Source organism: Streptacidiphilus jeojiense (assembly GCF_000719095.1).
In the GTDB taxonomy this organism is placed as follows: Bacteria; Actinomycetota; Actinomycetes; order Streptomycetales; family Streptomycetaceae; genus Streptacidiphilus; species Streptacidiphilus jeojiensis.
Window position 1 is genome coordinate 189,401 of record NZ_JOEH01000009.1, and the last position, 20,666, is coordinate 210,066.

The 20,666-nt window shown below is 71.0% G+C and carries 23 protein-coding genes and 1 tRNA gene; 11 read left to right on the top strand and 13 right to left on the bottom strand.

The genetic code is table 11. The features are described 5' to 3' along the window. Positions 1–309: 309 nt before the first annotated feature. On the top strand, positions 310–1,002 hold the full coding sequence (locus IF29_RS48795; RefSeq protein ID WP_332262538.1) for a cellulase family glycosylhydrolase: 693 nt from the start codon (positions 310–312) through the stop codon (positions 1,000–1,002). Continuing rightward, complete coding sequence (locus tag IF29_RS41860; protein WP_332262539.1) at positions 930–2,285, top strand: endoglycosylceramidase; 1,356 nt, start codon at positions 930–932, stop codon at positions 2,283–2,285. Before IF29_RS48795 ends, IF29_RS41860 begins: the two co-directional genes overlap by 73 nt. A gap of 45 nt (positions 2,286–2,330) precedes the next feature. Here IF29_RS41860 and IF29_RS0113325 read toward each other — a convergent pair whose 3' ends face one another. From IF29_RS0113325 to IF29_RS0113345, 5 genes are all read right to left on the bottom strand, one after another. Continuing rightward, positions 2,331–2,909 carry a GNAT family N-acetyltransferase gene (locus IF29_RS0113325; protein WP_232242127.1) on the bottom strand — a complete coding sequence of 193 codons (579 nt, stop codon included), beginning with the start codon at positions 2,907–2,909 and terminating at the stop codon, positions 2,331–2,333. A gap of 131 nt (positions 2,910–3,040) precedes the next feature. After that, complete coding sequence (locus tag IF29_RS0113330) at positions 3,041–3,880, bottom strand: isocitrate lyase/PEP mutase family protein (protein WP_037595115.1); 840 nt, start codon at positions 3,878–3,880, stop codon at positions 3,041–3,043. 53 nt (positions 3,881–3,933) lie between these two features. Next, the gene (locus tag IF29_RS48495) at positions 3,934–6,783 is read right to left on the bottom strand and encodes a right-handed parallel beta-helix repeat-containing protein (protein ID WP_037595117.1); all 2,850 of its coding nucleotides are present in this window, start codon (positions 6,781–6,783) and stop codon (positions 3,934–3,936) included. Between the two features lie 150 nt (positions 6,784–6,933). Continuing rightward, on the bottom strand, positions 6,934–7,188 hold the full coding sequence (locus tag IF29_RS45960; protein ID WP_030253723.1) for a hypothetical protein: 255 nt from the start codon (positions 7,186–7,188) through the stop codon (positions 6,934–6,936). A 465-nt stretch (positions 7,189–7,653) separates the two neighbouring features. Then, entirely contained in the window at positions 7,654–8,232 is a 579-nt protein-coding gene (locus IF29_RS0113345) for a TetR/AcrR family transcriptional regulator (RefSeq protein WP_030253725.1), read from the bottom strand. Between the two features lie 91 nt (positions 8,233–8,323). Between IF29_RS0113345 and IF29_RS0113350 the strand changes: the two genes are divergently transcribed. Beyond that, positions 8,324–8,770: an anthrone oxygenase family protein gene (locus IF29_RS0113350; RefSeq protein ID WP_030253727.1), complete on the top strand. Its 447-nt coding sequence runs from the start codon at positions 8,324–8,326 to the stop codon at positions 8,768–8,770. A 114-nt stretch (positions 8,771–8,884) separates the two neighbouring features. On the opposite strand, the gene IF29_RS0113355 is transcribed toward IF29_RS0113350, so the two are convergent. The 4 genes from IF29_RS0113355 to IF29_RS0113370 form a co-directional block, all read right to left on the bottom strand. Beyond that, positions 8,885–8,971, bottom strand: a tRNA-Ser gene (locus tag IF29_RS0113355). Between the two features lie 33 nt (positions 8,972–9,004). After that, positions 9,005–9,547 (bottom strand): tRNA adenosine(34) deaminase TadA, encoded by a 543-nt coding sequence (gene tadA, locus IF29_RS41870; protein ID WP_051725263.1) that lies wholly within the window; start codon positions 9,545–9,547, stop codon positions 9,005–9,007. A gap of 36 nt (positions 9,548–9,583) precedes the next feature. Next, positions 9,584–10,135 (bottom strand): tRNA adenosine deaminase-associated protein, encoded by a 552-nt coding sequence (locus tag IF29_RS0113365; protein WP_030253731.1) that lies wholly within the window; start codon positions 10,133–10,135, stop codon positions 9,584–9,586. Positions 10,136–10,354: 219 nt separating this feature from the next. Next, entirely contained in the window at positions 10,355–10,552 is a 198-nt protein-coding gene (locus IF29_RS0113370) for a hypothetical protein (RefSeq protein WP_030253733.1), read from the bottom strand. A 148-nt stretch (positions 10,553–10,700) separates the two neighbouring features. Between IF29_RS0113370 and upp the strand changes: the two genes are divergently transcribed. Continuing rightward, positions 10,701–11,339 carry a uracil phosphoribosyltransferase gene (gene upp, locus IF29_RS0113375; protein WP_030253735.1) on the top strand — a complete coding sequence of 213 codons (639 nt, stop codon included), beginning with the start codon at positions 10,701–10,703 and terminating at the stop codon, positions 11,337–11,339. Positions 11,340–11,346: 7 nt separating this feature from the next. On the opposite strand, the gene IF29_RS0113380 is transcribed toward upp, so the two are convergent. The 3 genes from IF29_RS0113380 to IF29_RS0113390 all read right to left on the bottom strand — a co-directional run bounded on the left by IF29_RS0113380 (position 11,347) and on the right by IF29_RS0113390 (position 13,886). Next, positions 11,347–12,075 carry a LytR C-terminal domain-containing protein gene (locus IF29_RS0113380; RefSeq protein ID WP_030253737.1) on the bottom strand — a complete coding sequence of 243 codons (729 nt, stop codon included), beginning with the start codon at positions 12,073–12,075 and terminating at the stop codon, positions 11,347–11,349. A gap of 158 nt (positions 12,076–12,233) precedes the next feature. Continuing rightward, the gene (locus IF29_RS0113385) at positions 12,234–12,530 is read right to left on the bottom strand and encodes a type II toxin-antitoxin system VapB family antitoxin (protein ID WP_030253738.1); all 297 of its coding nucleotides are present in this window, start codon (positions 12,528–12,530) and stop codon (positions 12,234–12,236) included. Between the two features lie 189 nt (positions 12,531–12,719). Continuing rightward, positions 12,720–13,886 carry a hypothetical protein gene (locus IF29_RS0113390; RefSeq protein WP_030253740.1) on the bottom strand — a complete coding sequence of 389 codons (1,167 nt, stop codon included), beginning with the start codon at positions 13,884–13,886 and terminating at the stop codon, positions 12,720–12,722. Between the two features lie 358 nt (positions 13,887–14,244). On the opposite strand from IF29_RS0113390, the gene IF29_RS0113395 reads away from it, so the two are divergent. The 4 genes from IF29_RS0113395 to IF29_RS0113410 are packed head-to-tail and all read left to right on the top strand — an operon-like array spanning position 14,245 to position 18,104. After that, entirely contained in the window at positions 14,245–16,707 is a 2,463-nt protein-coding gene (locus IF29_RS0113395) for a sensor histidine kinase (RefSeq protein ID WP_051725265.1), read from the top strand. After that, a complete protein-coding gene (locus IF29_RS0113400) occupies positions 16,704–17,138 on the top strand; it encodes a roadblock/LC7 domain-containing protein (RefSeq protein WP_030253743.1) in 435 nt (144 codons plus the stop codon). Before IF29_RS0113395 ends, IF29_RS0113400 begins: the two co-directional genes overlap by 4 nt. Next, positions 17,135–17,476: a DUF742 domain-containing protein gene (locus tag IF29_RS0113405; RefSeq protein WP_030253745.1), complete on the top strand. Its 342-nt coding sequence runs from the start codon at positions 17,135–17,137 to the stop codon at positions 17,474–17,476. The genes IF29_RS0113400 and IF29_RS0113405 overlap by 4 nt, the downstream gene beginning before the upstream one ends. After that, on the top strand, positions 17,460–18,104 hold the full coding sequence (locus IF29_RS0113410) for a GTP-binding protein (protein WP_084714104.1): 645 nt from the start codon (positions 17,460–17,462) through the stop codon (positions 18,102–18,104). Before IF29_RS0113405 ends, IF29_RS0113410 begins: the two co-directional genes overlap by 17 nt. Positions 18,105–18,279: 175 nt before the next feature. On the opposite strand, the gene IF29_RS0113415 is transcribed toward IF29_RS0113410, so the two are convergent. Then, complete coding sequence (locus IF29_RS0113415) at positions 18,280–19,254, bottom strand: magnesium transporter CorA family protein (RefSeq protein WP_030253751.1); 975 nt, start codon at positions 19,252–19,254, stop codon at positions 18,280–18,282. Positions 19,255–19,355: 101 nt separating this feature from the next. Between IF29_RS0113415 and IF29_RS46850 the strand changes: the two genes are divergently transcribed. From IF29_RS46850 to IF29_RS0113430, 3 genes are all read left to right on the top strand, one after another. After that, positions 19,356–19,505, top strand: a complete 150-nt coding sequence (locus IF29_RS46850; protein WP_198037442.1) for a DUF6126 family protein — start codon at positions 19,356–19,358, stop codon at positions 19,503–19,505. 55 nt (positions 19,506–19,560) lie between these two features. Continuing rightward, complete coding sequence (locus IF29_RS41875; protein ID WP_037595121.1) at positions 19,561–19,986, top strand: STAS domain-containing protein; 426 nt, start codon at positions 19,561–19,563, stop codon at positions 19,984–19,986. A 99-nt stretch (positions 19,987–20,085) separates the two neighbouring features. Then, the gene (locus IF29_RS0113430) at positions 20,086–20,664 is read left to right on the top strand and encodes a hypothetical protein (RefSeq protein ID WP_030253755.1); all 579 of its coding nucleotides are present in this window, start codon (positions 20,086–20,088) and stop codon (positions 20,662–20,664) included. The last annotated feature ends 2 nt before the right edge of the window (positions 20,665–20,666 follow it).

A 20,666-nucleotide genomic window follows, 5' to 3' on the forward strand; every position in this document is an offset into this window, starting at 1 on the left:
TGGCGGAGTCACAGCGGGCCCTCAGCCGCCCCCGGGCCGCGACCGCACTGCCACCGCGCTGCCACCGCACTGCGCACCACTGTCCAGGCCCGCACCAGCGGCCCCGCAGGACCCGCCGGTGCTGCCGCGAAACGGCTGTGACCAGGCGTAACACCCCTCGGACAGAAGCCGGAACCGGCCTGTTCCGTTCTCTTCCGCCTTCGCGGGTTCGGTGCGACTGTCGCGGTCATGGCATCCACAGAACCGTCCTCGCCCCCCTCTTCGCCCCCGCCCCCGTCCCCGTCCCCGTCCCCGCCCTCGCCCCCGCCCGTGTCCGGATCCCCGTCCCCCTCCCTGTTACGTCGCCGGCGGCGGCGCGGGGCCGCTGCGGCGACCGCGCTGGCCCTCGCCGCAGCCATGCTGACCGGAGGTCAGCTCACCGGGGCCACCCGCAGCTCCGCCGCCGCCGCGGGTTCAGCACTCTGGTTCGACACCGCGACCGCCGACCAGGTGGTCGTCGCCACCGACAGCAGCGGTGCCCCCGTGCTGCGGGACGGCTACGGCCGCGAGGTGGTGCTGCGCGGGTTCAACGTCTCCGGTGAGTCCAAGCTCGCCGAGAACGGCTACCTGCCCTTCGCCACCCGCGCCGACGCCGACATCGCGGCGGCCGCGATGCGCAAGCTGACCGGCGCCGACCTGATCCGGCTGGTGGTGTCCTGGGCCGGCGCCGAGCCCACCCCCGCCGGTGTCGACACCGGCTACCTGAGCGCCCTCACCGACCAGATTCAGGCCTTCACCTCACGCGGCATCAGGGTCCTCATCGACTACCACCAGGACCTCTACTCCCGCGCGCTGTTCAACCAGGGCAGCTGGTACACCGGCGACGGAGCGCCGGCCTGGGTGGTTCAGGCCGGCGGATACCCGCAGGAGTCCTGCGGCATCTGTGTGCAGTGGGCCAGAACTACCTCACCAACGCGGCGGTCACCGAAGCGCTGCACGACTTCTGGCACAACCGGACGCTGACCACCTCGGCCGGCGCGGTGGGCGTGCAGACGGCCTTCCTGGACCAGGCCCAGCAGTCCATGGACTACCTGCGCCAGCACCTCTCCGCGAGCGACTTCGCGCAGATCGTCGGCGTGGACCCGTTCAACGAGCCCTCGGCCGGCAGCTATGACTCCGGGCAGACCAGCACGACCTGGGAACGGGACCTGCTGTGGCCGTTCTACCAGCGGTTCCGGGCCCGGATGGACGCGGCGGGCTGGCAGGCCAAGACGGCCTGGGTCGAACCGCTGGCCTTCTGGGACGTCAACGTGAACGTCGGCGGCACCTCGCAGCCCGGGGGCTTCCCGCTGGTGGCCTCGCTCGGCAGCCGCTACGTCTTCAACACCCACTACTACGACGCCAAGGCGCTCAGCGGCATCCTGATGCTGGGCAAGGCGACCGACGGGCAGTACAGCTCCACCTTCGCCGGATTCCGGCAGCGGGCCGCGGCGCTCGGCAGCCCGCTGGCCGTCACCGAGTTCGGGTACCCGCTCACCGGCTACACCTCGGACAAGGGCCCGAGCGTGGAGAAGGCGACCTACCAGGCGCTGGACTCCACCGCCACCGGCGCGACCTGGTGGAGCGCCGCGGCGGGCGGGGCGTCCACTGGCACCGTGGTCTCCGGCACCCAGTGGCAGTGGGACGTCTACAGCGGCCAGCACCACGAGCTGATGAACGACAACCCCAGCAAGGTGCAGACCAGCGGCGACGGATGGAACGGCGAGGACTACTCCGTCGTCCAGCAGGGCACCTCCGGCGTGGCCTTCCGGGTGGACCAGCTGCTGGTCGACCGGGTCTACCCGCGCGCCGTCTCCGGCGACGCGCTGGCCTTCAGCTACGAGGACCTGTCCCGGGACGGCAGCACCACCATGCGCTGGAACAACGTCCCCGGAACCCTGCCGAACGTCGCCGCACTGCTGGCCACCGGCGGCCCCTACGCGGTGCTGACCTGGCGCTCCGGCAGCACCGACGCACCCACCGAACTCCACCTGCCGCAGGCCTTCGACCCGGCCACCACCACGGTGGTCTCCGACCTCGGTACCCTCCGCGGCCTGCCCTCCTACACCGCCACCGGCGAGGTCGCCGACCACCCGGTCGCGGTCGCCCCGGACGAGGCCGGCGACGGCTCCAACCGGCTGCTGCTCTCCAGCAGCTCCCCGGCCGGAACCCTGCACTACGCCCTGATCGCCGCCGGTGCCCCCGACTCGGCGTCCCAACGCACGGCCGCAGCCAGGGAACTGGCGGCCTGGTCCGGCACCGGCTGAGCGGGGGCGGCTGAAGCGCGGGCGGCCGAAGCCGACCTGCCCGGCTCAGGGGGCGGCGGGCCGGTGGATGAAGCCGGTCAGCGGTGCGATGACCTTCCAGCCGAGCGTCTCGTAGAGCGCTCGGCCCTGGTCGGTCGCGCCGAGGACGCCGGTGGCCGCACCATTCTCGACGGCCGCGTTGGCGAGCGTGCCCATCACGGCCGTCCCGAGGCCGAGGCGCTGATGGGCCTTCTCGGTGGAGATCCGGTCGAAGACGCAGGCGGCATCCGGGGCATCCGGCCGTCCGGTCTTGCCGCCGGCGGCAAGCTCCCCGTCGGCGGCCAGGATCCGTACACAGGTGACACCGTCGGCCGTCTCGACGGTGGCTGAGTAGCCGTCAGGCAGCTGTACGGCGGACGGGCGCAGGTCCACGCTCATCAGGAAACCGGGGCTGTCCGGTTCCCACCCGGAGCGGAACCACGGCCGCATCACCTCAGGTTCGAGGAAGGCCTTGATCCAGGTGGCCGGCTCGGTGACGGAGTCGACGAGCCCGCGGGCGGTCTCGACGTCGGCGTCGAGCAGGACGTGCCGGACCGTCTGGGTCGGCAGTCCGACCGCGATGCTGAGTCCCCATGGCGTGTCCACCGGCTTCGGCGTCCGCCGTGAGACGGTCCATCCCTCGACCCATGAGCGCGCGATCTCCAGCATCCGAACAACCCTCCGAACAGTCCTCTGAGTAATGGTTGAGTACTGTACTCGGATATTACACAGGGCTGTCAGGAGCGATCGCCGCGCATGAGGGTGTTCAACTCCCGGTAGTCGAGGGCCTGGTCGAGCGTGCTGTAGGTGCCGCTGCGCACCAGTTCCTCGGCGGCGCGACGGACCGCCGCATAGGCGGCCAGGGCCGGCGACGAGCCCAGACTGACCCGGGCGACACCCAGCCCGGACAGTTCGGCGACGCTGGGCGCGCCCGGCCCGACCAGGATGTTCACCGGTGCGTCGATACCGGCGGTCAGGGCCGCGACGGTGGCGGGGTCCGTGACACCGGGTACGAAGACGCCGTCGGCGCCGGCGTCGAGGTAGGCCCGGGCCCGGTCCAGCGTCTCCGCCAGCCGGCCCTCGGGGTCCCCCACCGCGCGCAGGTAGGTGTCGATCCGGGCGTTGACGAACAACGCCACACCGGCCGCGTCCGCGGCGGCGCGGGCGGCCGCGATGCGCTCGGCCTGCTCGCCGGTGGGACGCAGCGGGGAGACCGGCTCGGTGTGGGCGTCCTCGATGTTCACCCCGACCGCGCCAGCGGCGACGACCAGGCCCACGGTCCGGCCGACCTCGGCCGCGGTCTCCCCGAAGCCGCTCTCGATGTCGGCGCTGACCGGCAGGTCCACCGCCGCCACCACCCGCGCGATCAGCGCGACGGCCTGCTCACGGTCGAGCCTGTTCCCGTCGGGGGCGCCGAGCCCCCAGGCCACCCCGGCGCTGGTGGTGGCCAGCGCCGTCGCCCCGGCCGCCTCGACGACGCGGGCACTGGCCGCGTCCCAGACGTTGGCCAGCGCCAGCGGAGCCAGCGGATCGTGCAGCGAACGGAACAGCCTGGCGTGATCGTCCTGAGTAGTCATACGCCCCATTCGACCAGCCCCCACCGCATCCCGCTGGCGGTTTTCCGACAGGCTCAGCGGCCGAAGTAGCCCGCCAGATCGCCGACCAGGTCGACACGGCCCGACTGGTTGTAGAAGTCGACGTTTCCGCCGGAGCCGATCGGGATGAAGGCCGCGTTGGGCCGGGTCGTACCGCGGGCCGGGTTGAGGGTGGAGGTCTGCGGCGCCTTGGTCCAGGGCGCCGGCCAGGCGGTGACGGTGGTGTCGACGGTCGGCAGCGCCGCGGTCAGGTTGGTGGCCACCGCCAGGGCGTTGGTGGGCACCCCGTGCGAGCCGGCGATGTGGACGGCGACATAACTGGCGGCGCCGACGGCCCCCTTGCGGACGCCGGTGCCCGACCGGGTGTCGAAGATCCGGACCGGAGTCAGAGGTACGAACGCCGCCGCCGAGGTCGCGGTGGTGTAGTAGCCCTCCAGGTCGGCGATCAGGTCGACATGGCCGTAGCCGTTGGTGAACTTCACCGTGCCGTCCGGGGCGACCGGGACGGTGACCAGGTTGGGGGAGATCTGGCCCTTGCCGAAGTTCAGGTCGGACGCCGAGGGCCGGGTGGTGTTGCCCGGGTAGACGACCGCATAGCCGGCACTGTCGGCGTCCGCCGCGGTGACATTGAGGACGACGGCGGTCACCCCGGGGTACTTCGCCAGGTTCAGCCGCAGGGTGTCGGTGCCACCGGGCCCGATCTTCGCCTCGGGTACTCCGCCGGTTCCCTTCCTGGTGTCCATCACCCGGACGGGCGTGAGCGGTTGGTAGTAGCCCTGGTCGGCCGCGGCCTTGACGTCGGTGAAGTAGCCCTGGACGTCGGCGACCACGTCAGTGGTCCCGAAGGCGTTGTACAGGTCCACGTAGCCGTCACTGCCGACGGAGACGGTGACCTGGTTGGGCACGGTCTGACCGCTGGTGAAGTTCAGGTTGGAGGTGCTCGGGACGGGGGCTCCGTCCGGGTAGGCCGCCAGCCAGCCGCCGGAGCTGGATCCGGTGACCGTCACATTGAGCGTCACCGCGGTGACCCCGCCGGAAGGGAGCCCTCCGGCTCCGGCGATCTTCAGCCGCAGGGCCTTTCGGGCGCCCAGCTTCCCCTTGGCGACTCCGGTGCCGTTGCGGGTGTCCAGCAGCCGGGTCGGCCGGACCGGGACGAAGGCGTCGCCCACGGTGACCGTCTGCTTGACCGTGGTGCTGCGGCCGTAGACGTCGGTGACGGTCGCGGTGGCGGTGTAACTGCCGGGCTCGGCGTAGTGGTGGACGGCGGTCGCGGTCGTGCTGCGTGCCGGGACGGCGGCGGCCAGCGTCCCGGTGCCGTCCCCGGGGTCGACGGTGGCGGAGGCCAGGTAGGTGTTGCCCTGGACCTTCAGCGACTCCGTCTGCGGGGCCGAGGCGGAGGCGGGGGCGGCGGGGAAGGAGGCCGAGAGCGGGGCGGGGGTGGCGATGGGCGTGTACTCCCCTCCGTCCATGAGGCCTTCGCTGTCCGTCGTCGGGATCTGCTCCCCGTCCGGCAGTACCGCGTAGACCTTGGGGTAGGCGACCTGGCCGGCCATCGAGAGCGGATACCTGTAAGTCGCCTGTGGCTGGGCGCTGGTGGTCGTCAGCGTGGACCCGTCGAAGTAGAACGCATACGAGGTGACGCTGGTCTTCCACGGGTTGGACGTCGTCTGCGCCCGGACGGTGTAGGCCAGCGGATCGGCCGGATCGTCGGCGGTTGCCGGACCGTTGAAGTCGAAGGTGTAGGGGTTCTGGGCCTCCACCGCGCCACGGTCGACCGGCGCGCTCGTGGCGTCGATGTCCTTGACCAGCGGATCCTGTACAGCCCTGAGGTCACCGTAGACGTCCCGTGCGGGTTCACCCGGTGCATCCGCGCTGCCGGAGTCGATCGCCGGCGATGGATCGGCCGGCTCCCAGGCGCGGGCGCCCACCGTGCGGAGATCTGCATTCGCATAGAGATCATGGGCACCCTGCTGAGAGGCGGCCTGAAAGGCGGCCACCGTGGCATAGGTCGTCCCCGCCCAACTGTAGGGATCCCCTGCTGAGGTCGGGCCGAGCAGGTTGTAGTCCACGGTTGACCCGGTCGTGGAGGCTGCCGAGATCGACAGTAGGCCGTCCGCGGCCCCCTGGCAGTTGCTGCCCGACACGACGTTGTTCTCGATGGTGGCGCCGTGCGAGTCACCGGAGAGGGCGATTCCGGTGTCGCAGATCTGCGAAACCGTGTTGGCCACGACGACGGAATCAGGAGCGTCGGTCAGGGATATGCCGGTCGTGTCGAAGTTACTCGGCGAATCTACGACGTTGCCGGTGATGGTCGTGTCCGTCGCGCCACCCTCCACCCTCACGCCGCTGTTGCTGCCCCCGGCATACATGAACAGCCCGGACAACGTCACATTGTGGCTTGCCCCCTGGACGAGGAACGAGCCCATGGCGCTGAAACTGTGCAGGACCGAGATGTCCGACGAGTCCTTGACCGTGACGGCACCGGCGCCGTACCTGAAGCCCCGCAAGGTGACGTCATGAACACCCTGGAGCACGAAGCCGGAGCCTCCGTCGGCGCTCGGCTGTGTGTCGAGATCGAGCACTGAGCCGTTCTCCCACCCTGCGTCGCCCTTGAAGACGATGGGGTGTCCGGGCGTGCCCGAATGAGTGACGGTCACCGTTCCGCTGTAGCTGCCGTACGCGACCTCAACGGTCTGGCCCGCTTGGACCGCCAGTGCGGCCGCCTGGATGCTGCAGTAGGGGATGCCCTGGGTCCCCGCAGCCGCGTCCGTGTCCGAGCAGGCGGCGTTCTTCTTGTCCACGTACAGCGTCGTGCCGTCGGCGGAGGCCGGTGCCGCCCCGACGAGCACGGCGGCGGACGGCAGGACGAGCCCGAGGCTGAGCATGATGGCGCCGAACCTGACGGCACGTCCGGATATGCGCGAAGAGCGCACGTTCCCCCCAAGGAACAGTGTGATGATCCACGCGATTGTGCCGCACGGGGCGGTTGGCCCGCCACAAGGCTGAGCGGGCGTTCCGTGACGGCCCGTCGGGTCTCAGCGGGAGGACATCAATGGTGCCGGTGCCGCGCTCACCACGTACAGGCCGGTGTCCTTGCCGGTGGCGCAGACAGATCCACCCCCTGTCGCCACCAGGGCTGCCGACGCGTGCGGGTCATCCGTCGCTCCGAGCGGGCAGTCGGCAGGGAGCGACTTCCACACCCGGTCCCAGACCGAGGCGGTGACCAGTGCGATGGCCTGCTGCATCGTCAGTGCCTGCTGCGATCCGTCCGTCTCCTCGCGGAAGATCATCGACCGACCCTTGGGCGCGTTCCAGTAGAGAACCCGTGGGGCCGGCCGTCACCGCGGTCCTCGCGGTGGGCGCTGGTGCGGTCCCGACCGGTGCCGTACCGGAACCGCCGCCGCCCAGCAGTGGTATCCCCACGGCGGCCACGACACCGAGCACGGCCGCACCGGCGAGGGCCTGCCCCAGCGCCTCCTGCACCAGATCCTCGGCCAGGTGCGCGTCACCGGCCGTCAGCAGGAACGCCGTCCGGAACAGCTGCCCGCTCCGGCCCACCGCGAACTCCTGGAAGTCGACGGACTCCTGTGCGCGGACCCGGGACCGTGCCGCCGTATCGGCGGCCGTCATGTGCTCCATGCCCCACTAACGCCACGGCGCAGCGGTTCTGTTGCAGCAGGTGTCCGGGGAGAGTCGTCCCTACTGCTCGGCACAGGACTTGAGGGATCCGGCCGGGTGCCCCTCGCGATGGTGTGTCAGACGATGGCGAGCCGGTCCACCAGTAGTTCCACCCTTCGCCCGGCTTCTGCCGGTGGCAGCCGTCCGACGCGGGTCAGGGTTGCCAGGCCGTGCAGGGCGGCCCAGAAGACCTCGGTGAACAGGCCGGGGTGGACGCCGTCGCCGGCGACTACGGCGAGGGTTTCCAGCAGGGCGGCGAAGGCGTCCTTGAGGGGTTCGGGGGTGTCCTCGCGGGCGAAGGCGAGGCCGCCGTCGAGTTGGAAGATGGCGTCGTAGACCGCGGGATTGTCCGTGGCGAAGTCGAGGTAGGCGTGGGCCAGCGCGGTGACCTTGGCGCGGGGGCCGTCGGCGGCGGAGGTCGCGGCCCTTACCGCCGCGGCCAGTTCGGTGGCGCCCTCCAGGGCGACGGCGCCGATGATCTCGCGCTTGCCACGGAAGTGGCTGTAGAGGACAGGCTGGCTGTACTCGATGCGTTCGGCGAGCCGGCGGGTGGTGACCGCGTCCCAGCCCTGCTGCTCGGCGAGTTCGCGGGCGGTGGCCACGATGAGGCGTTCGCGGTGCGCCCGTTCGCGTTCCTTGCGTTCCTGTACCGACATGAATCGATCCTAGCACCGCTAGACAACGGAGCGGCAGTAGTACTAGCGTTGCCTCATCAGTTAGCAGCGCTAGATCCCAGGAGGGGTCATCATGCTCAACGCACTCGAGGTCCTCACCACCGTGGTCGTCGGCGTGATGGTGGGGGTGGAGTTCTCTGTCCTGTTCGTCATCAACCCGATCCTCGACGCCCTGCCCGAGGACAGCGGCCAACTCGGCCACGCCCACGGGGGTCGGATGCTCGGCGCCGTCATGCCGTTCTGGTACATCGGCTCACTCGTCCTGGCCGCGCTCTGGGCCGCCACCGGATGGCACCACCACGGCACCGGCCTGGTCCTCATCGCCGCCGGACTGCTGATCCTCAGTGTGATCATGTCCGTGCTGCTGCTCGTCCCGATCAACAACCGCAACAAGGCCTGGACCCCCGAGAACCGCCCCGAGGACTGGAAGGAGCAGCTGAACCGCTGGCTCCGCTTCCACTACGTCCGCGTCGCCGTCATCATCGCCGCCTTCACCCTGCTGGTCACCGCCCTCACCTGACCCGCAGTCGGACACCACGCCGGCCAGCCCCGACCAACCGTCGCCAGCCTGCGGCCGACGACGAACGAAGCCCCGTCCGGGATCCCGGACGGGGCTTCGTCTTCCTGCTCAGAGCGGTAGCGGTGGGATTCGAACCCACGGTGAAGTTGCCCCCACACACGCTTTCGAGGCGTGCTCCTTTGGCCGCTCGGACACGCTACCGTGGGACAGCCTACCGGACGTGGAGCAGTGCTCCTAAACCGCTTTTGTCGGGTGGTCGGGGCCGGTCGGCGGCACTCCGGCCCGCTGGGTGTCGAAGAAGGCGGTCAGGGTGGCGGCGCAGTCCTGGGCGAGGACGCCGGGGACCACCTCGGGGCGGTGGTTGAGGCGGCGGTCGCGGATCACGTCCCAGAGCGAGCCGGCCGCGCCGGCCTTGTCGTCCCAGGCGCCGTAGACGACGCGGTCCAGCCGGGAGAGGACGATCGCGCCCGCGCACATGGTGCAGGGCTCCAGGGTGACCACCAGGGTGCAGCCGCTCAGCCGCCACTCCCCGACGGACCTCGCCGCCTCGCGGACGGCCAGGACCTCGGCGTGGGCGGTGGGGTCGCCGACGGCCTCGCGTTCGTTGTGGCCGCGTCCGACGACGGTGCCGTCGCGGTCCAGCACGACCGCGCCGACCGGTACGTCGCCGCTCGGCAGGGCGAGCTCCGCCTCGGCCAGGGCGAGCCGCATGGCGGGGGCCCAGCGGTCGCGGAGCGGGTCCGGCCGGGGGCCGGTGCGGGGGAGGGGGTGCTGCATGGCATCCAGTCTCCCGCACCGGCCCCCGGCCGGCGGCTACCGCACCGCCTCCAGGACGTCGCCCACGCCCAGGGCGTCGGCGATCTCGGTGAGGGCGTCGCCGGGCACCGAGCCCTCGACGCTCATGTCCATCAGTTCCTTGGCGCCGACGCCGAACTCGATCAGCAGACCGGCGTCGCCCAGCGGGCCCGTCGGTACGCCGTCGGGATCGACAGCCGCGTCCTCGTCGTCGTCCTCGTCCTCCCCGTCCGCGGAGGCGTCCTCGTCCAGATCGACCACCAGGTCGTCCAGGTCGCTGTCGGAGTCACGCCCCAACAGCTCGTCGGTGAGGACGATCTCCCCGTAGGCGCTGCGCGAGGCGGCGGCCGCGTCGGAGACGAAGATGCGCGGGTCCTCCTCGCCGTCCACCCGGACGACGGCGAACCAGGCGTCCTCCTGTTCGATGAAGACCAGGACGGTCTCCTCGTCCTCCGCGGCCTCGCGCGCCAGGTCAGCCAGGTCAGCGAGGGTTTCGACGTCGTCAAGCTCGGTCTCGCTCACGTCCCACCCGTCCTCGGTGCGAGCGAGCAATGCAGCGAAGTACGCCACCAGCGACTCTCCCAGGTCTTGGCCACAGGACCGGACCCGCTCTTCCGCGCGTCCGGAGTCCAGGGGTCCGTGCGAACGCCCCATCGGCATCGTGACAGAAAGCGGGCCGCTCCGGGGAGTGTTCTGCTGTGCGTCTTCGCTGGTCGTGTCGCGCACGGGGGGTGGCACTTCGGTGAGTTGCGGTGGGAATGCCCGGCTGGTGGCCCGGTCGACGGGGCGTCAGATCCGGAAGGTGCGCATTCTCACGGCCTGTCGCATCCGCTCGGTCTTGGTGCGTCGCGGGTGCACCCGGGCCTGGAGCTCGCGGGCCTCGGTGAGCTCGCGCAGGAAGGCGGCCCGGCGGCGGCGGCGTTCCGCGGGGGTCTCCGAGCCGGCCTGCTCCTCGGGTCCGGCGCTGTCTGCGGGCTGGGCGACCATGCCTGCCCCTCCGATCGGGGTGGTTTCGTCCCTCTCACCTTCCCACTTCGACAGCCGGGACACATATTTTACAGGTGCATGCCAGAATCGCTGCTGAATGCGGGCACGGGAGGTCGTCTGCGTGTCCACGCTCGGTTAGTGTCGCCTCATGCGGATTCATGTCCTGGACCACCCCCTGGTGGCGCACAAGCTCTCCACGCTGCGCGACGAGCGCACCGACTCGCCCACCTTCCGCCGCCTCGCGGACGAGCTGGTGACCCTGCTGGCCTACGAGGCCACCCGGGACGTGCGCACCGAACCGGTGGAGATCACCACCCCGGTCGCGGTCACCACCGGCACCCGGCTGAGCTACCCCCGGCCGCTGGTGGTGCCGATCCTGCGGGCCGGTCTGGGCATGCTCGACGGGATGACCCGGCTGCTGCCCACCGCCGAGGTCGGCTTCCTCGGCATGGTGCGCAACGAGCAGACGCTCGAGGCGTCCACCTACGCGACCCGGATGCCGGACGACCTCTCCGGCCGCCAGGTCTACCTGCTGGACCCGATGCTGGCCACCGGCGGGACGCTGGTGGCGGCGATCCGGCTGATGATCGAGCGCGGCGCGGACGACATCACCGCGATCTGCCTGCTGGCGGCCCCGGAGGGGGTCGCCGTGCTGGAGAAGGAACTGGTCGGCCTGCCGGTCACGATCGTAACCGCGGCGGTGGACGACCACCTCAACGAGCAGGGCTACATCGTCCCCGGACTGGGCGACGCGGGCGACCGGCTCTACGGGACCGTGGGGGACTGAAGCCGGCTCAGCAGTGGGCGGCGGAGGCGGACGGGCTGGGGCGGCTGGCCAGGGTGACCGCCTTGGCCGCCTGGGCCGGGGTGGCCAGGGCGGAGAAGCCGTTGCCGAGGACCAGGTCGACCGTGGTGTCGTTGCGCTTGTCGGTGACCGGGTGCGAGCCGGTGACCTCGGTGCCGAGCACGGTCATCATCGCCGCTCCGGCCTTGCCGCCGGTGATCTGGGCGCTGCCGGGCACCTTGTTCTCCAGGGCCGCCGGGGCGTTGCCGATCTTCCCGATGGTGAATCCGCGCTTCTTCAGCTCCGCGGCGGTCTGCCCGGCCAGTCCGGGCCGGTTGGTCGCGTTGTAGACGTTCACCGTGACGGCGGCGGGCTTGGGGATCGCACCCGGGACCAGCACGGCGAAGGCTGCCGCGACCGGTGCTGCCGAGACGGGGGCGGAACCCGAGGGGGCGGCCGAGGCGGCTCCGGAGGCCTTGTCGGCCGAGCCCGCGGCGGTTCCGCCTGCGCTGCCGGCCGCCGTGGTGGTGCGGGTGCAGCCGGCCGCGGCGGTCTTCTTGTGCCCGCCGCCGAAGACGTCCACCAGCTGGAAGGTGCCCCAGCCGAGCACGGCCAGCACCACCACCCCGGTGACGCTCTGCACGATGCGCCGGCGCCGGGTGTTGGGCCGGGCCAGACGTGGATAAGTCGTACCGGTGATCCGGTACTGCTTTCCCTTGAGTCCAGGGGGAGTCAGCATGCTCACCGCGGGTGCCCCCTTGTGCAACGGGCTCGTCTGGAATGGTCGGACAGCCTGTGCGGCTGCTGTTCTCAGACTAGTGCGGTCGATCGACTCTGCGTACTAAAGGATCATCATCTGGCGTATCAGGGCACCCGAAAGGGTGCAACGGCACCCGATCAGTCCATCTCCAGCACGCGTGCGTGCAGGACCTGACGCTGTTGCAGGGCGGCACGCACGGCTCGGTGCAGGCCGTCCTCCAGGTAGAGGTCGCCCTGCCACTTCACGACATGGGCGAACAGATCGCCGTAGAAGGTGGAGTCCTCGGCGAGCAGGGTCTCCAGGTCGAGCTGCCCCTTGGTGGTCACGAGCTGGTCCAGGCGTACCGGACGTGGGGCCACGTCCGCCCACTGACGGGTGCTGACCCGGCCGTGATCCGGGTAGGGCCGCCCGTTGCCGATGCGCTTGAAGATCACACGGAGAGCCTACCTGGCCACCGGGGTGCGATGCAGCAGGGATGATGGGCCGTTATCCGGCCCCCCGCTCCGACCTGGGCGTTTGCCGGGGGATTTGGGAAGGTTCCTTGCCTGGGGTCACTCCTGAGGGTGCCCGGCCCCGCCCCCGTGCCGACTCTGCCCCGCCCCCCAGCCCCGCCCCGTGCCGGCTCAGCCGCGCAGCGCAGCGCCGATCCGGTCCATGGAGCTCAGGCGCATCAGGCCGTAGTTGTAGAACTCGACCTCGGGGACGCCCAGTTCGTCGAGCACCCGGATCTTCGCGGCCAGGTTGGCCGCGCCCTCGCAGTCCTGCGACATCGGCCGCAGGATCACCGCCAGGGCGGAGGGGTCCACCCCGTACAGGGCGAAGGCGGCGACCTTCTCACGCACCTGCTCGGGGGTGGGCGCGTAGCCCAGGGTCTCGATTCCGTGGACGGCCTTGGCCAGTGCGGGCAGGTCGATGCCGGAGAGCCGGCCCTTGCCGGGGCCGTCGCCGTCCATGAAGGTCAGCCGCATGCCGTGCTCGGTGGCCACCGCGGCGGCCTCCTCGGCGAGCGAGGTGACGGTGGCCGCCGCGGCGTCGATGTAGGCGGCCAGGGCGCCGCCGGCAAGGGTGTCGAGTGCGGGCGGACGCTCCGCGGCGTGCTCGTCGGTCAGGGCCCGCCGGATCTCCTCGCGCACCGCCCGGCGGACCTCCTCGGCCGGGACGCCCAGGGCCGCGGCCCGGCTGCGGCAGTGCCCGCAGAAGCAGAGTCCGAGCAGGGCCTCGGCCACCGGGCCCAGCGGTTCGAAGTAGCGCTCGTGGTGGAAGCCGTGCCGCAGGCCGTGGAAGTGCAGCGATTCGGCCCGGATGGCGTCGACGCCGTAGCGGGCGTGCTCGGCGACCAGGGTGCGGACATAGGCGCGGACGTCCGGGGCGGCCGGGCACAGCTCGGTCAGCGCGCGGTCGCCGAAGGCGTTGGCCGGGGAGCAGTCGGGGTGCTGGAAGCCGAGCCGGTCGTTGTGCAGGAAGACCGTCCAGGCGTGCAGCTTCATGCCGCGGCGCCCGGCCTGGAGCGCGGCCTCGGCGAAGGGGTCGCCGTCGCCGATCGCCTCGGCGGGGGCGGGGCGCAGCCGCAGGCCGTGCCAGCGGGCCGGGTCGGGGCGGAAGTAGGCGGCGCCCGGCTCCAGGTAGCCGACCACCCGGCGCGGGTTGTGCGGGAAGACGTCGCGCGCCTGGTGGTAGACGGAGGCGAGGGTGAGGCCGCCGACCCCGGCGCGGTCGGTGAGGCTGCCGAAGAAGAGGTCGCTGCCCTCGTCCAGGAGGTCGGTGGCGAAGGCGAGGACGGACGACTCCACGGGGGCTGCTCCGGCTGGTAGGGGTCTGCTGGTAGGGCCTGCTCGACGGTCGGACCGACCGTCGGATCCGACGTCACCGTAGCCGGAGGGCGGTCATTGGTCTAGACCTAGTGGAGCGGGTAGTGGGAGGCGAAGCAGTCCGACGCATTCTTTTCAGGTATGCCCCGAATTGATCGACCGACCCGTGTGAATGAGTGCGGAAACTGACCGAATATGATCCGGATTCACTGGAAGGAATTCAATCGGGTCGTTTGCGATTAACCGCACGAGGACGCCTCGCTAGCGTGGTTCACCTGCTGTACCCACGTTTCTGACGTTCTCTCATGGCACCGGAGGCTCGGTGAATGCGCCGAATCGCATGTTAAATCTACATGAACCCGCAGGTGAATTCAGGCAGGAGTCGCCGGAACCCCGCGGCCTGTTCCGGCGGACGGTCATTTCGCCCGCCACGATCAGGGCGAAGCTGGTCCGGATCCTGGTCATCGCGCTCGCCCTGGTCATGGCGCTGCTCGGGGTACTGGTCGGGCAGCAGTTCTCGGCCGAACAGCAGGCCGGCTCCACGGTGCGTGAGGTGAAGCTGCTGATCGCGGTGCAGTCCTTCGTCCACGAGCACCAGAAGGAACGTGGACTGACCACCGGCCTGATCAGCGGCACGCAGAGCTTCAAGGCGCTGCTGCCGGCCCAGCGCAAGGCCACCGACGCCGCCCTGGCCCAGGTCAGGGAGCTGGTGGCGGGGCGCACCGACGCGGCCTCGGCGTCGGTACGGACCGACCTCGGCGCCGTCGACCAGCTCGCGGCCATCCGCAGCGCCGCGGACGGCGGGCACGGCGACCTGTTCGCCACCTTCGACTACTTCACCAACGTCAACACCGCGCTGACCCATCTGACGATGGGTCTGGAGCAGGCCCAGGACCCGCGGCTGCACAGCGGCATCCAGGCCCTGCTGGCGCTGGGCAACGCCAAGGAGTCGACCGGTCAGGAGCGTGCCCTGATGACCGGCTCGCTGCCGCTGGGCCGCTTCCCCAACGACTGGTACACCCGCTTCACCGAGGCCAGGGCCGACCGGCTGGCCAACCTCGCCGAGCTGCCGCTGTGGACCACGCCGGCCGAGCAGGCCCAGATCAACCGGATCTGGACGCAGCCCTACGCCCAGCAGATCCAGGCCTGGGACCTGCAGGCCGTGCAGGGCGGCGGATCGCTCGACGACCGGGCCATCCCCAGCGACCAGTGGTTCGCCAAGATGACGCTGACCGTCAACGACATGCGAGCCGCGCAGATCACCCTCGGCAACGACATCACCGCCAGGGCGAAGACCCTGCAGGACGCCGCCCAGCGGCAGCTGCTGCTGCTCGGGCTGCTCGCCCTGCTGGCCTTCGGACTGATCGGCGCCCTCGCGGTGGCCTGCATCCGCTCCATCTCCTCGCCGCTCGCGGCCCTCGCCCGGGAGGCGGACGAGATCGCCGGCGGCCGGCTCCCGGCGGCCGTGGGCAAGGTCCAGGAGGGCGCCGGCGAGCAGCCGCCGCCCGCGCCGGTGGTGGTGCCCAAGCGCGCAGGGGCCGAGGTCAGGATGGTCGCCGAGGCCTTCGACCAGGTCCAGCGGGTCGCCTTCGACCTGGCCACCGAGCAGACGGTGCTGCGTCGCAACGCCACCGACTCGCTGGTCAACCTGGGCCGCCGGAACCAGAATCTGGTCCGCCGTCAGATCGGCTTCATCAACAAGCTGGAGCACGAGGACGCTGACCCGGCCCAGCTGGCCAACCTGTTCGAGCTGGACCACCTGGCCACCCGGATGCGCCGCAACGCCGAGTCCCTGCTGGTGCTCGCCGGCGAGTCCAGCCCGCGTCCCTGGGCCACCCCGCTCAGCGTCACCGACGTGATCCGGGCCGCGCTCTCCGAGGTGGAGGAGTACCGCCGGGTGACGCTGCGCCGGGTCGACCCGGTGAAGGTCACCGGCGCGGTCGTCGCCGAGGTCGCCCACCTGCTCGCCGAGCTGATCGAGAACGCCCTCAACTTCTCGCCGCCGGACGTGGACGTGGAGATCGAGGGACGCAGGACCAGCGCCGGATACCTGGTCGCGGTCGTCGACCACGGCCTGGGCATGGGCCCCGAGGCCTTGGCCGAGGCCAATGTCCGGCTCTCCGGCACGGCCAGCTTCATGGCCGAGCCGACCCGCTTCCTGGGCCACTTCGTGGTCGGCTCGCTGGCCCGCAGGCACGGCATCGAGGTGCGGCTCGGCGAGGCCCCGGCCGCCGGTGTGGTGGCCCGGGTGCTGCTGCCCAACACCCTGCTCGCGGAGGCGGCCCAGCCGAAGGAGCAGTACGACAGCGTGCCCGAGTGGGCCGGACGGGCGCTGCCCGCCGACGATGCACCGGAACTCCAGCGGGAGATCGACATGGGAGCGCTTCCGCCGATCCGTACCGCGGCCCGGCTGGGCAGCGAGTACACCATCGGGCAGCAGTCCGAGGCGGCGCCGGAGCCGGCCGCGGCCGTGGTCGGCCCCCGGGGCGCGTACGACGACCTGGTCGGCGCGGGGGCACGCAGCCCCTCCGCCGCGAGGACCAGGAACGGTCTGGTCAAGCGGCCCCGGCGGACCGCCATCCCCTCGGCCATGACCGAGGTGTCGGGCCGCTGGCAGGCAGGTGAGGAGCGCACCCCGGAGCGCTCGCCGGAGGAGGTCCGCTCGATGCTCTCCTCCTTCCGCGCCGCCCACCAGCGCGGCGAGACGGCCACGATGCAGAGCGGGGCCGCCGGGGACGGCCCGCTCGAATCCGGCACGGACATGGAGACCCAGGAGACCCAGCCGAGGGAGACCGAGTCATGAGCACATCCAGCACCACCCGCTCGCCCGACACCCAGACCTTCAACTGGCTGCTCGCCAACTTCGTCCGCAACACGGACGGGGTGCGGGACGCGGTCGCGGTGTCCTCGGACGGGCTGCTGATCGCGGTCTCCGAGGGGCTGGGCCGGACCGACGCCGACCACCTGTCGGCGGTGGTCTCCGGCCTCGCCAGCCTGGCCCGCAGCGCCTCGCGGCGCTACGACTTCGACGGCATGAAGCTGCTGATGATCGAGATGCGGCGGGGCTTCCTGCTGGTCTCGGCCGTCAGCGACGGCAGCTGCGTGGGCGTCCTCGCGGACAGCACGGCCGAGTTGGGCCTGGTCGGCTATGAGATGGCGGTCCTGGCCGAGCGGGCCGGCGACCTGCTGACCCCGGCCCTGATCGCCGATCTGAGGCAGGTCCTGCCGAGATGAGCTCCGAGGACACGCCTGACGCCATGTTCGTGCGGCCGTTCATCATGACCGGCGGCCGGGTCCGTCCGGTCCGGGACGACCTGCGGCTGGAGACTCTGGTCACGGCAACTCCTGGATCTCTTTTCGCACCCCTGGAGTTCGAACGCCGGCGGATTGTGACAATCTGTCAGACCCCGCAGTCGGTGGCCGAAGTGGCGGCAGGGATCGGGGTGCCGCTCGGCGTGGCCAAGGTGCTGATCGGTGATCTCGTCGCCGTCGAACTGCTGGTCTGCCACCAGCGCAGGGAAGTACCGCTCGATGTGATGGAGAGGATCAGGGACCATGTCCGGGCGCTTTGAGAACCGCAGCAGGGACCGGGGCCCCAAGGCGAGCCCTGCCGCCTCGGCCCAGGTGCCGCTGGCCGCGAAGATCGTGGTCAGCGGGGGCCTGGGGGTCGGCAAGACCACCTTCGTGGGGGCGATCTCCGAGATCGAGCCGCTGGACACCGAGGCGGCGATCACCGAGGTCTCGGTGGGCGTCGACTCGCTGGACGGGGTCGAGGGGAAGACCACCACCACGGTGGCCCTGGACTTCGGCCGGATCACCCTCGACGCCTCGCTCGTGCTCTACCTCTTCGGCACCCCGGGGCAGGACCGCTTCTCGTTCCTCTGGGACGACCTGGTGGAGGGGGCGCTGGGGACCGTCGTCCTGGTCGACACCCGCAGGATCGAGGACTCCTTCCCCGCGGTGGACTACTTCGAGGAGCGGGGAGCGCCGTTCGTACTGGCCGTCAACCGCTTCGACGGGGCGGATCCGTTCGAGCTGGAGGAGGTGCGGGAGGCCCTGGGGCTCGGCGCGGACGTCCCGGTGGTGCACTGTGACGCCCGGGACCGGGCGTCGGTGCGGGATGTGCTGGTGGCGCTGATGGATCAGGTGATCAGCCGGCACATCGCCGCTCAGCGGAAGGTCGGTGCGTTGGTGCGGTAGGGGTGGCCGGACTGTTCTCGGCTGCGGGCCGTGGACGGCTTGTCGCGCAGTTCCCCGCGCCCCTGGGTGGTGCAACATGCCCTCAGTGGGTCAGTTGCAGCTGGACAGGGGCGCGGGGCTGTACCTGATCAACCGCGTGCGTGACAAGCCCGGCACGGTCCGCGGCCGGGTTCCGTCAGATCCAGTCCCGCTTCTTGAAGCCGAGGTAGAGGGTGACCGAGAGGGCGACCATCACCACGGTGGAGGCCCAGAAGCCGGCGTGGGTGCCGAAGCCGGGGTAGGGGACGTTCTGGCCGTAGAAGCCGGTGACCGCGGTGGGGACCGCGATGATCGAGGCCCAGCTGGTGACCTTCTTCATGATCATGTTCATCCGGTTGCCCTGGACCGTGAGATTGGTCTCCATCACCGAGCTCACCAGGTCGCGCAGCGACTCGGTCCACTCGGTGGCCCGCAGCACATGGTCGTAGACGTCGTGGTAGTACGGCAGCATCGCGTCGCTGACCGTGTGCAGGTCGCGGCGCAGCAGGGTGTTGACGACCTCGCGCATGGGCAGCACCACCCGGCGCAGTCGCACCAGGTTCTTACGCAGCTCGAAGGAGCGCCGCTGGACGGCCTGCACCTCGGCCCGGCCGTCCTCGAAGAGCAGCTCCTCCAGCTCCTCGATCCGCTCGTCCAGCTCCTGCACGGCGTTGAAGTGGCCGTCGACCAGGTAGTCGAGCAGCCCGTGCAGCAGGTAGCCGACGCCCTCCTTGGCCAGGTCGGGGGAGTCGTCCCAGCGGGCGACCACCCGGTCCATGTCGAAGTGCCCGGTCTTGCGGACGGTGATCAGCGCGTTGGCTGTGACGAAGACCGCGATCTCGCTGGTCTCCAGCGTCCCGTCGCCCGGCTCGGTGTGCACCGCGTAGGCGCTCAGGAAGAGGTGGGTGCGGTAGCGGTCCAGCTTGGGCCGCTGGTGGTCGTGCCTGGCGTCCTCGACGGCCAGCTCGTGCAGGCCGAACTCCTCGGTGATCAGGTCGAAGTCGGCCGGCTCGGGATCGCACAGATCCAGCCATACGGTGCAGTCCGGCTGGCACACATAGTCCGATATGTCCTGTGCTGGGAAGTTCTCCAGGGCCAGGGTGCCGTTGCGGTACAGCCGGGTTCGAGCCATTCCGACAGGATACGGCCGGGCTGCGGCCCGGCCCGGACGCGCCCCGCTGGGATACGCTCGACAGTCCAGGACGCACCAGGAGACCAGCGGGGACTATCGCGATGAGCGTTGTTGAGGACGACGGCTCCGAGGGCGGTGGACGGCGGTCCAGCAAGGGGGTCTGGATCCGCGCCGGGATCTATGTGATTGGCTTCCATGTGTTCGCCGGCTTCGTGATGCTGCTGCTCTACCTCGGCGGCCGGAACCACTGAAGCAGTGCCGAACGGCATGTCCCGCACGTCCCCCCCACCTGCGCCGGAGGCCCCCATGACGATCCAGTGGCATTTCCAGGACGGCCCCTCGGTCGGCGTGCTGGCGGTCTCCGGCTACCTCGGCGCCGAGTCGGTCCCGCGTTTCGCCGGAGCGGTCGGCTGGGCGCTGGCCCGCGGCACCGGCACCCTGATCGTGGACCTGAAGGCGCTGCACGGATGGTCCCCGCAGGGCCAGGCGGCGGTGCGGGACGCGGTGCTACGCCTGGCGGTGCAGCAGCGGACGGTGGAGCTGGCCGCGCTGCCCGGCGGCGAGGGCAGCGCGCTGATACCCGAACTGCGCGGGCTGCCGGTCCACCCCGACCTGGAGTCGGCGCTGGCCGCGCACCCCGCCACGGCGTCCGAGCAGGCGCGCTCCGAGGCGGAGCACCAGGGCGGCCACCAGAACTGGCGCAGCGCGGGGTGGCTGGAGCAGTCGGCGTAGTTGGCGTAGTCGGCCCCGTCCGGCAGCGGGTCCGCTGTTGCGCTGTGCCCGGGGGCGTCTGGCTGGTAGGCATGGGCTGTGCGCTTTGATGCCGTTCCGATGCCGCCGTCCGTCCGGGCCAGGCCGCGCGATCCGCGCGGCTACCCGGTTCCCGCGATCACTCCCTGGGAGGACGGGCAGCCGCAGTTCGCGCTCACCGACTACCAGCGGCAGGCCGACTGCGCCAACGGCCGGCTGTGCTCGGTCTGCAACCGGCTGATGCCCAGGGGACCGGTCTGGCGGGTGGTCGGCGCCGGCGAGAGCGCCGCGATCGCCGAGGCGCTGGCGGAGGGACGCCCGTACCGCAATCTCGCGCCGACGCCGGAGGGGCCCGGGCACCGGGCCTGCATGCTGTACGCCTCGATGGTCTGCCCCTACCTGGCCCGGCCCAACGCCAGGCGCGGGGTCTCGGCGGAGCAGCCGGACGAGCTGACCGCCCATGCGGTCCGCGGCGCCGCCCGGGGCGGCACCGGCGCGGTGGTGGGTTTCGCCGACTACGAGTACGCCGTCACCAGCACCCAGGTGCTGTTCCGCTTCCTGGACGTGGTGGAGTTCCTGCCGCACGAGAACGCCGAGTCCCACCTCCCGGAGCTGGAGGCGGAACTCGGCGGTCGTTCGACCGGTCCCCGGCCGCGGTAGCG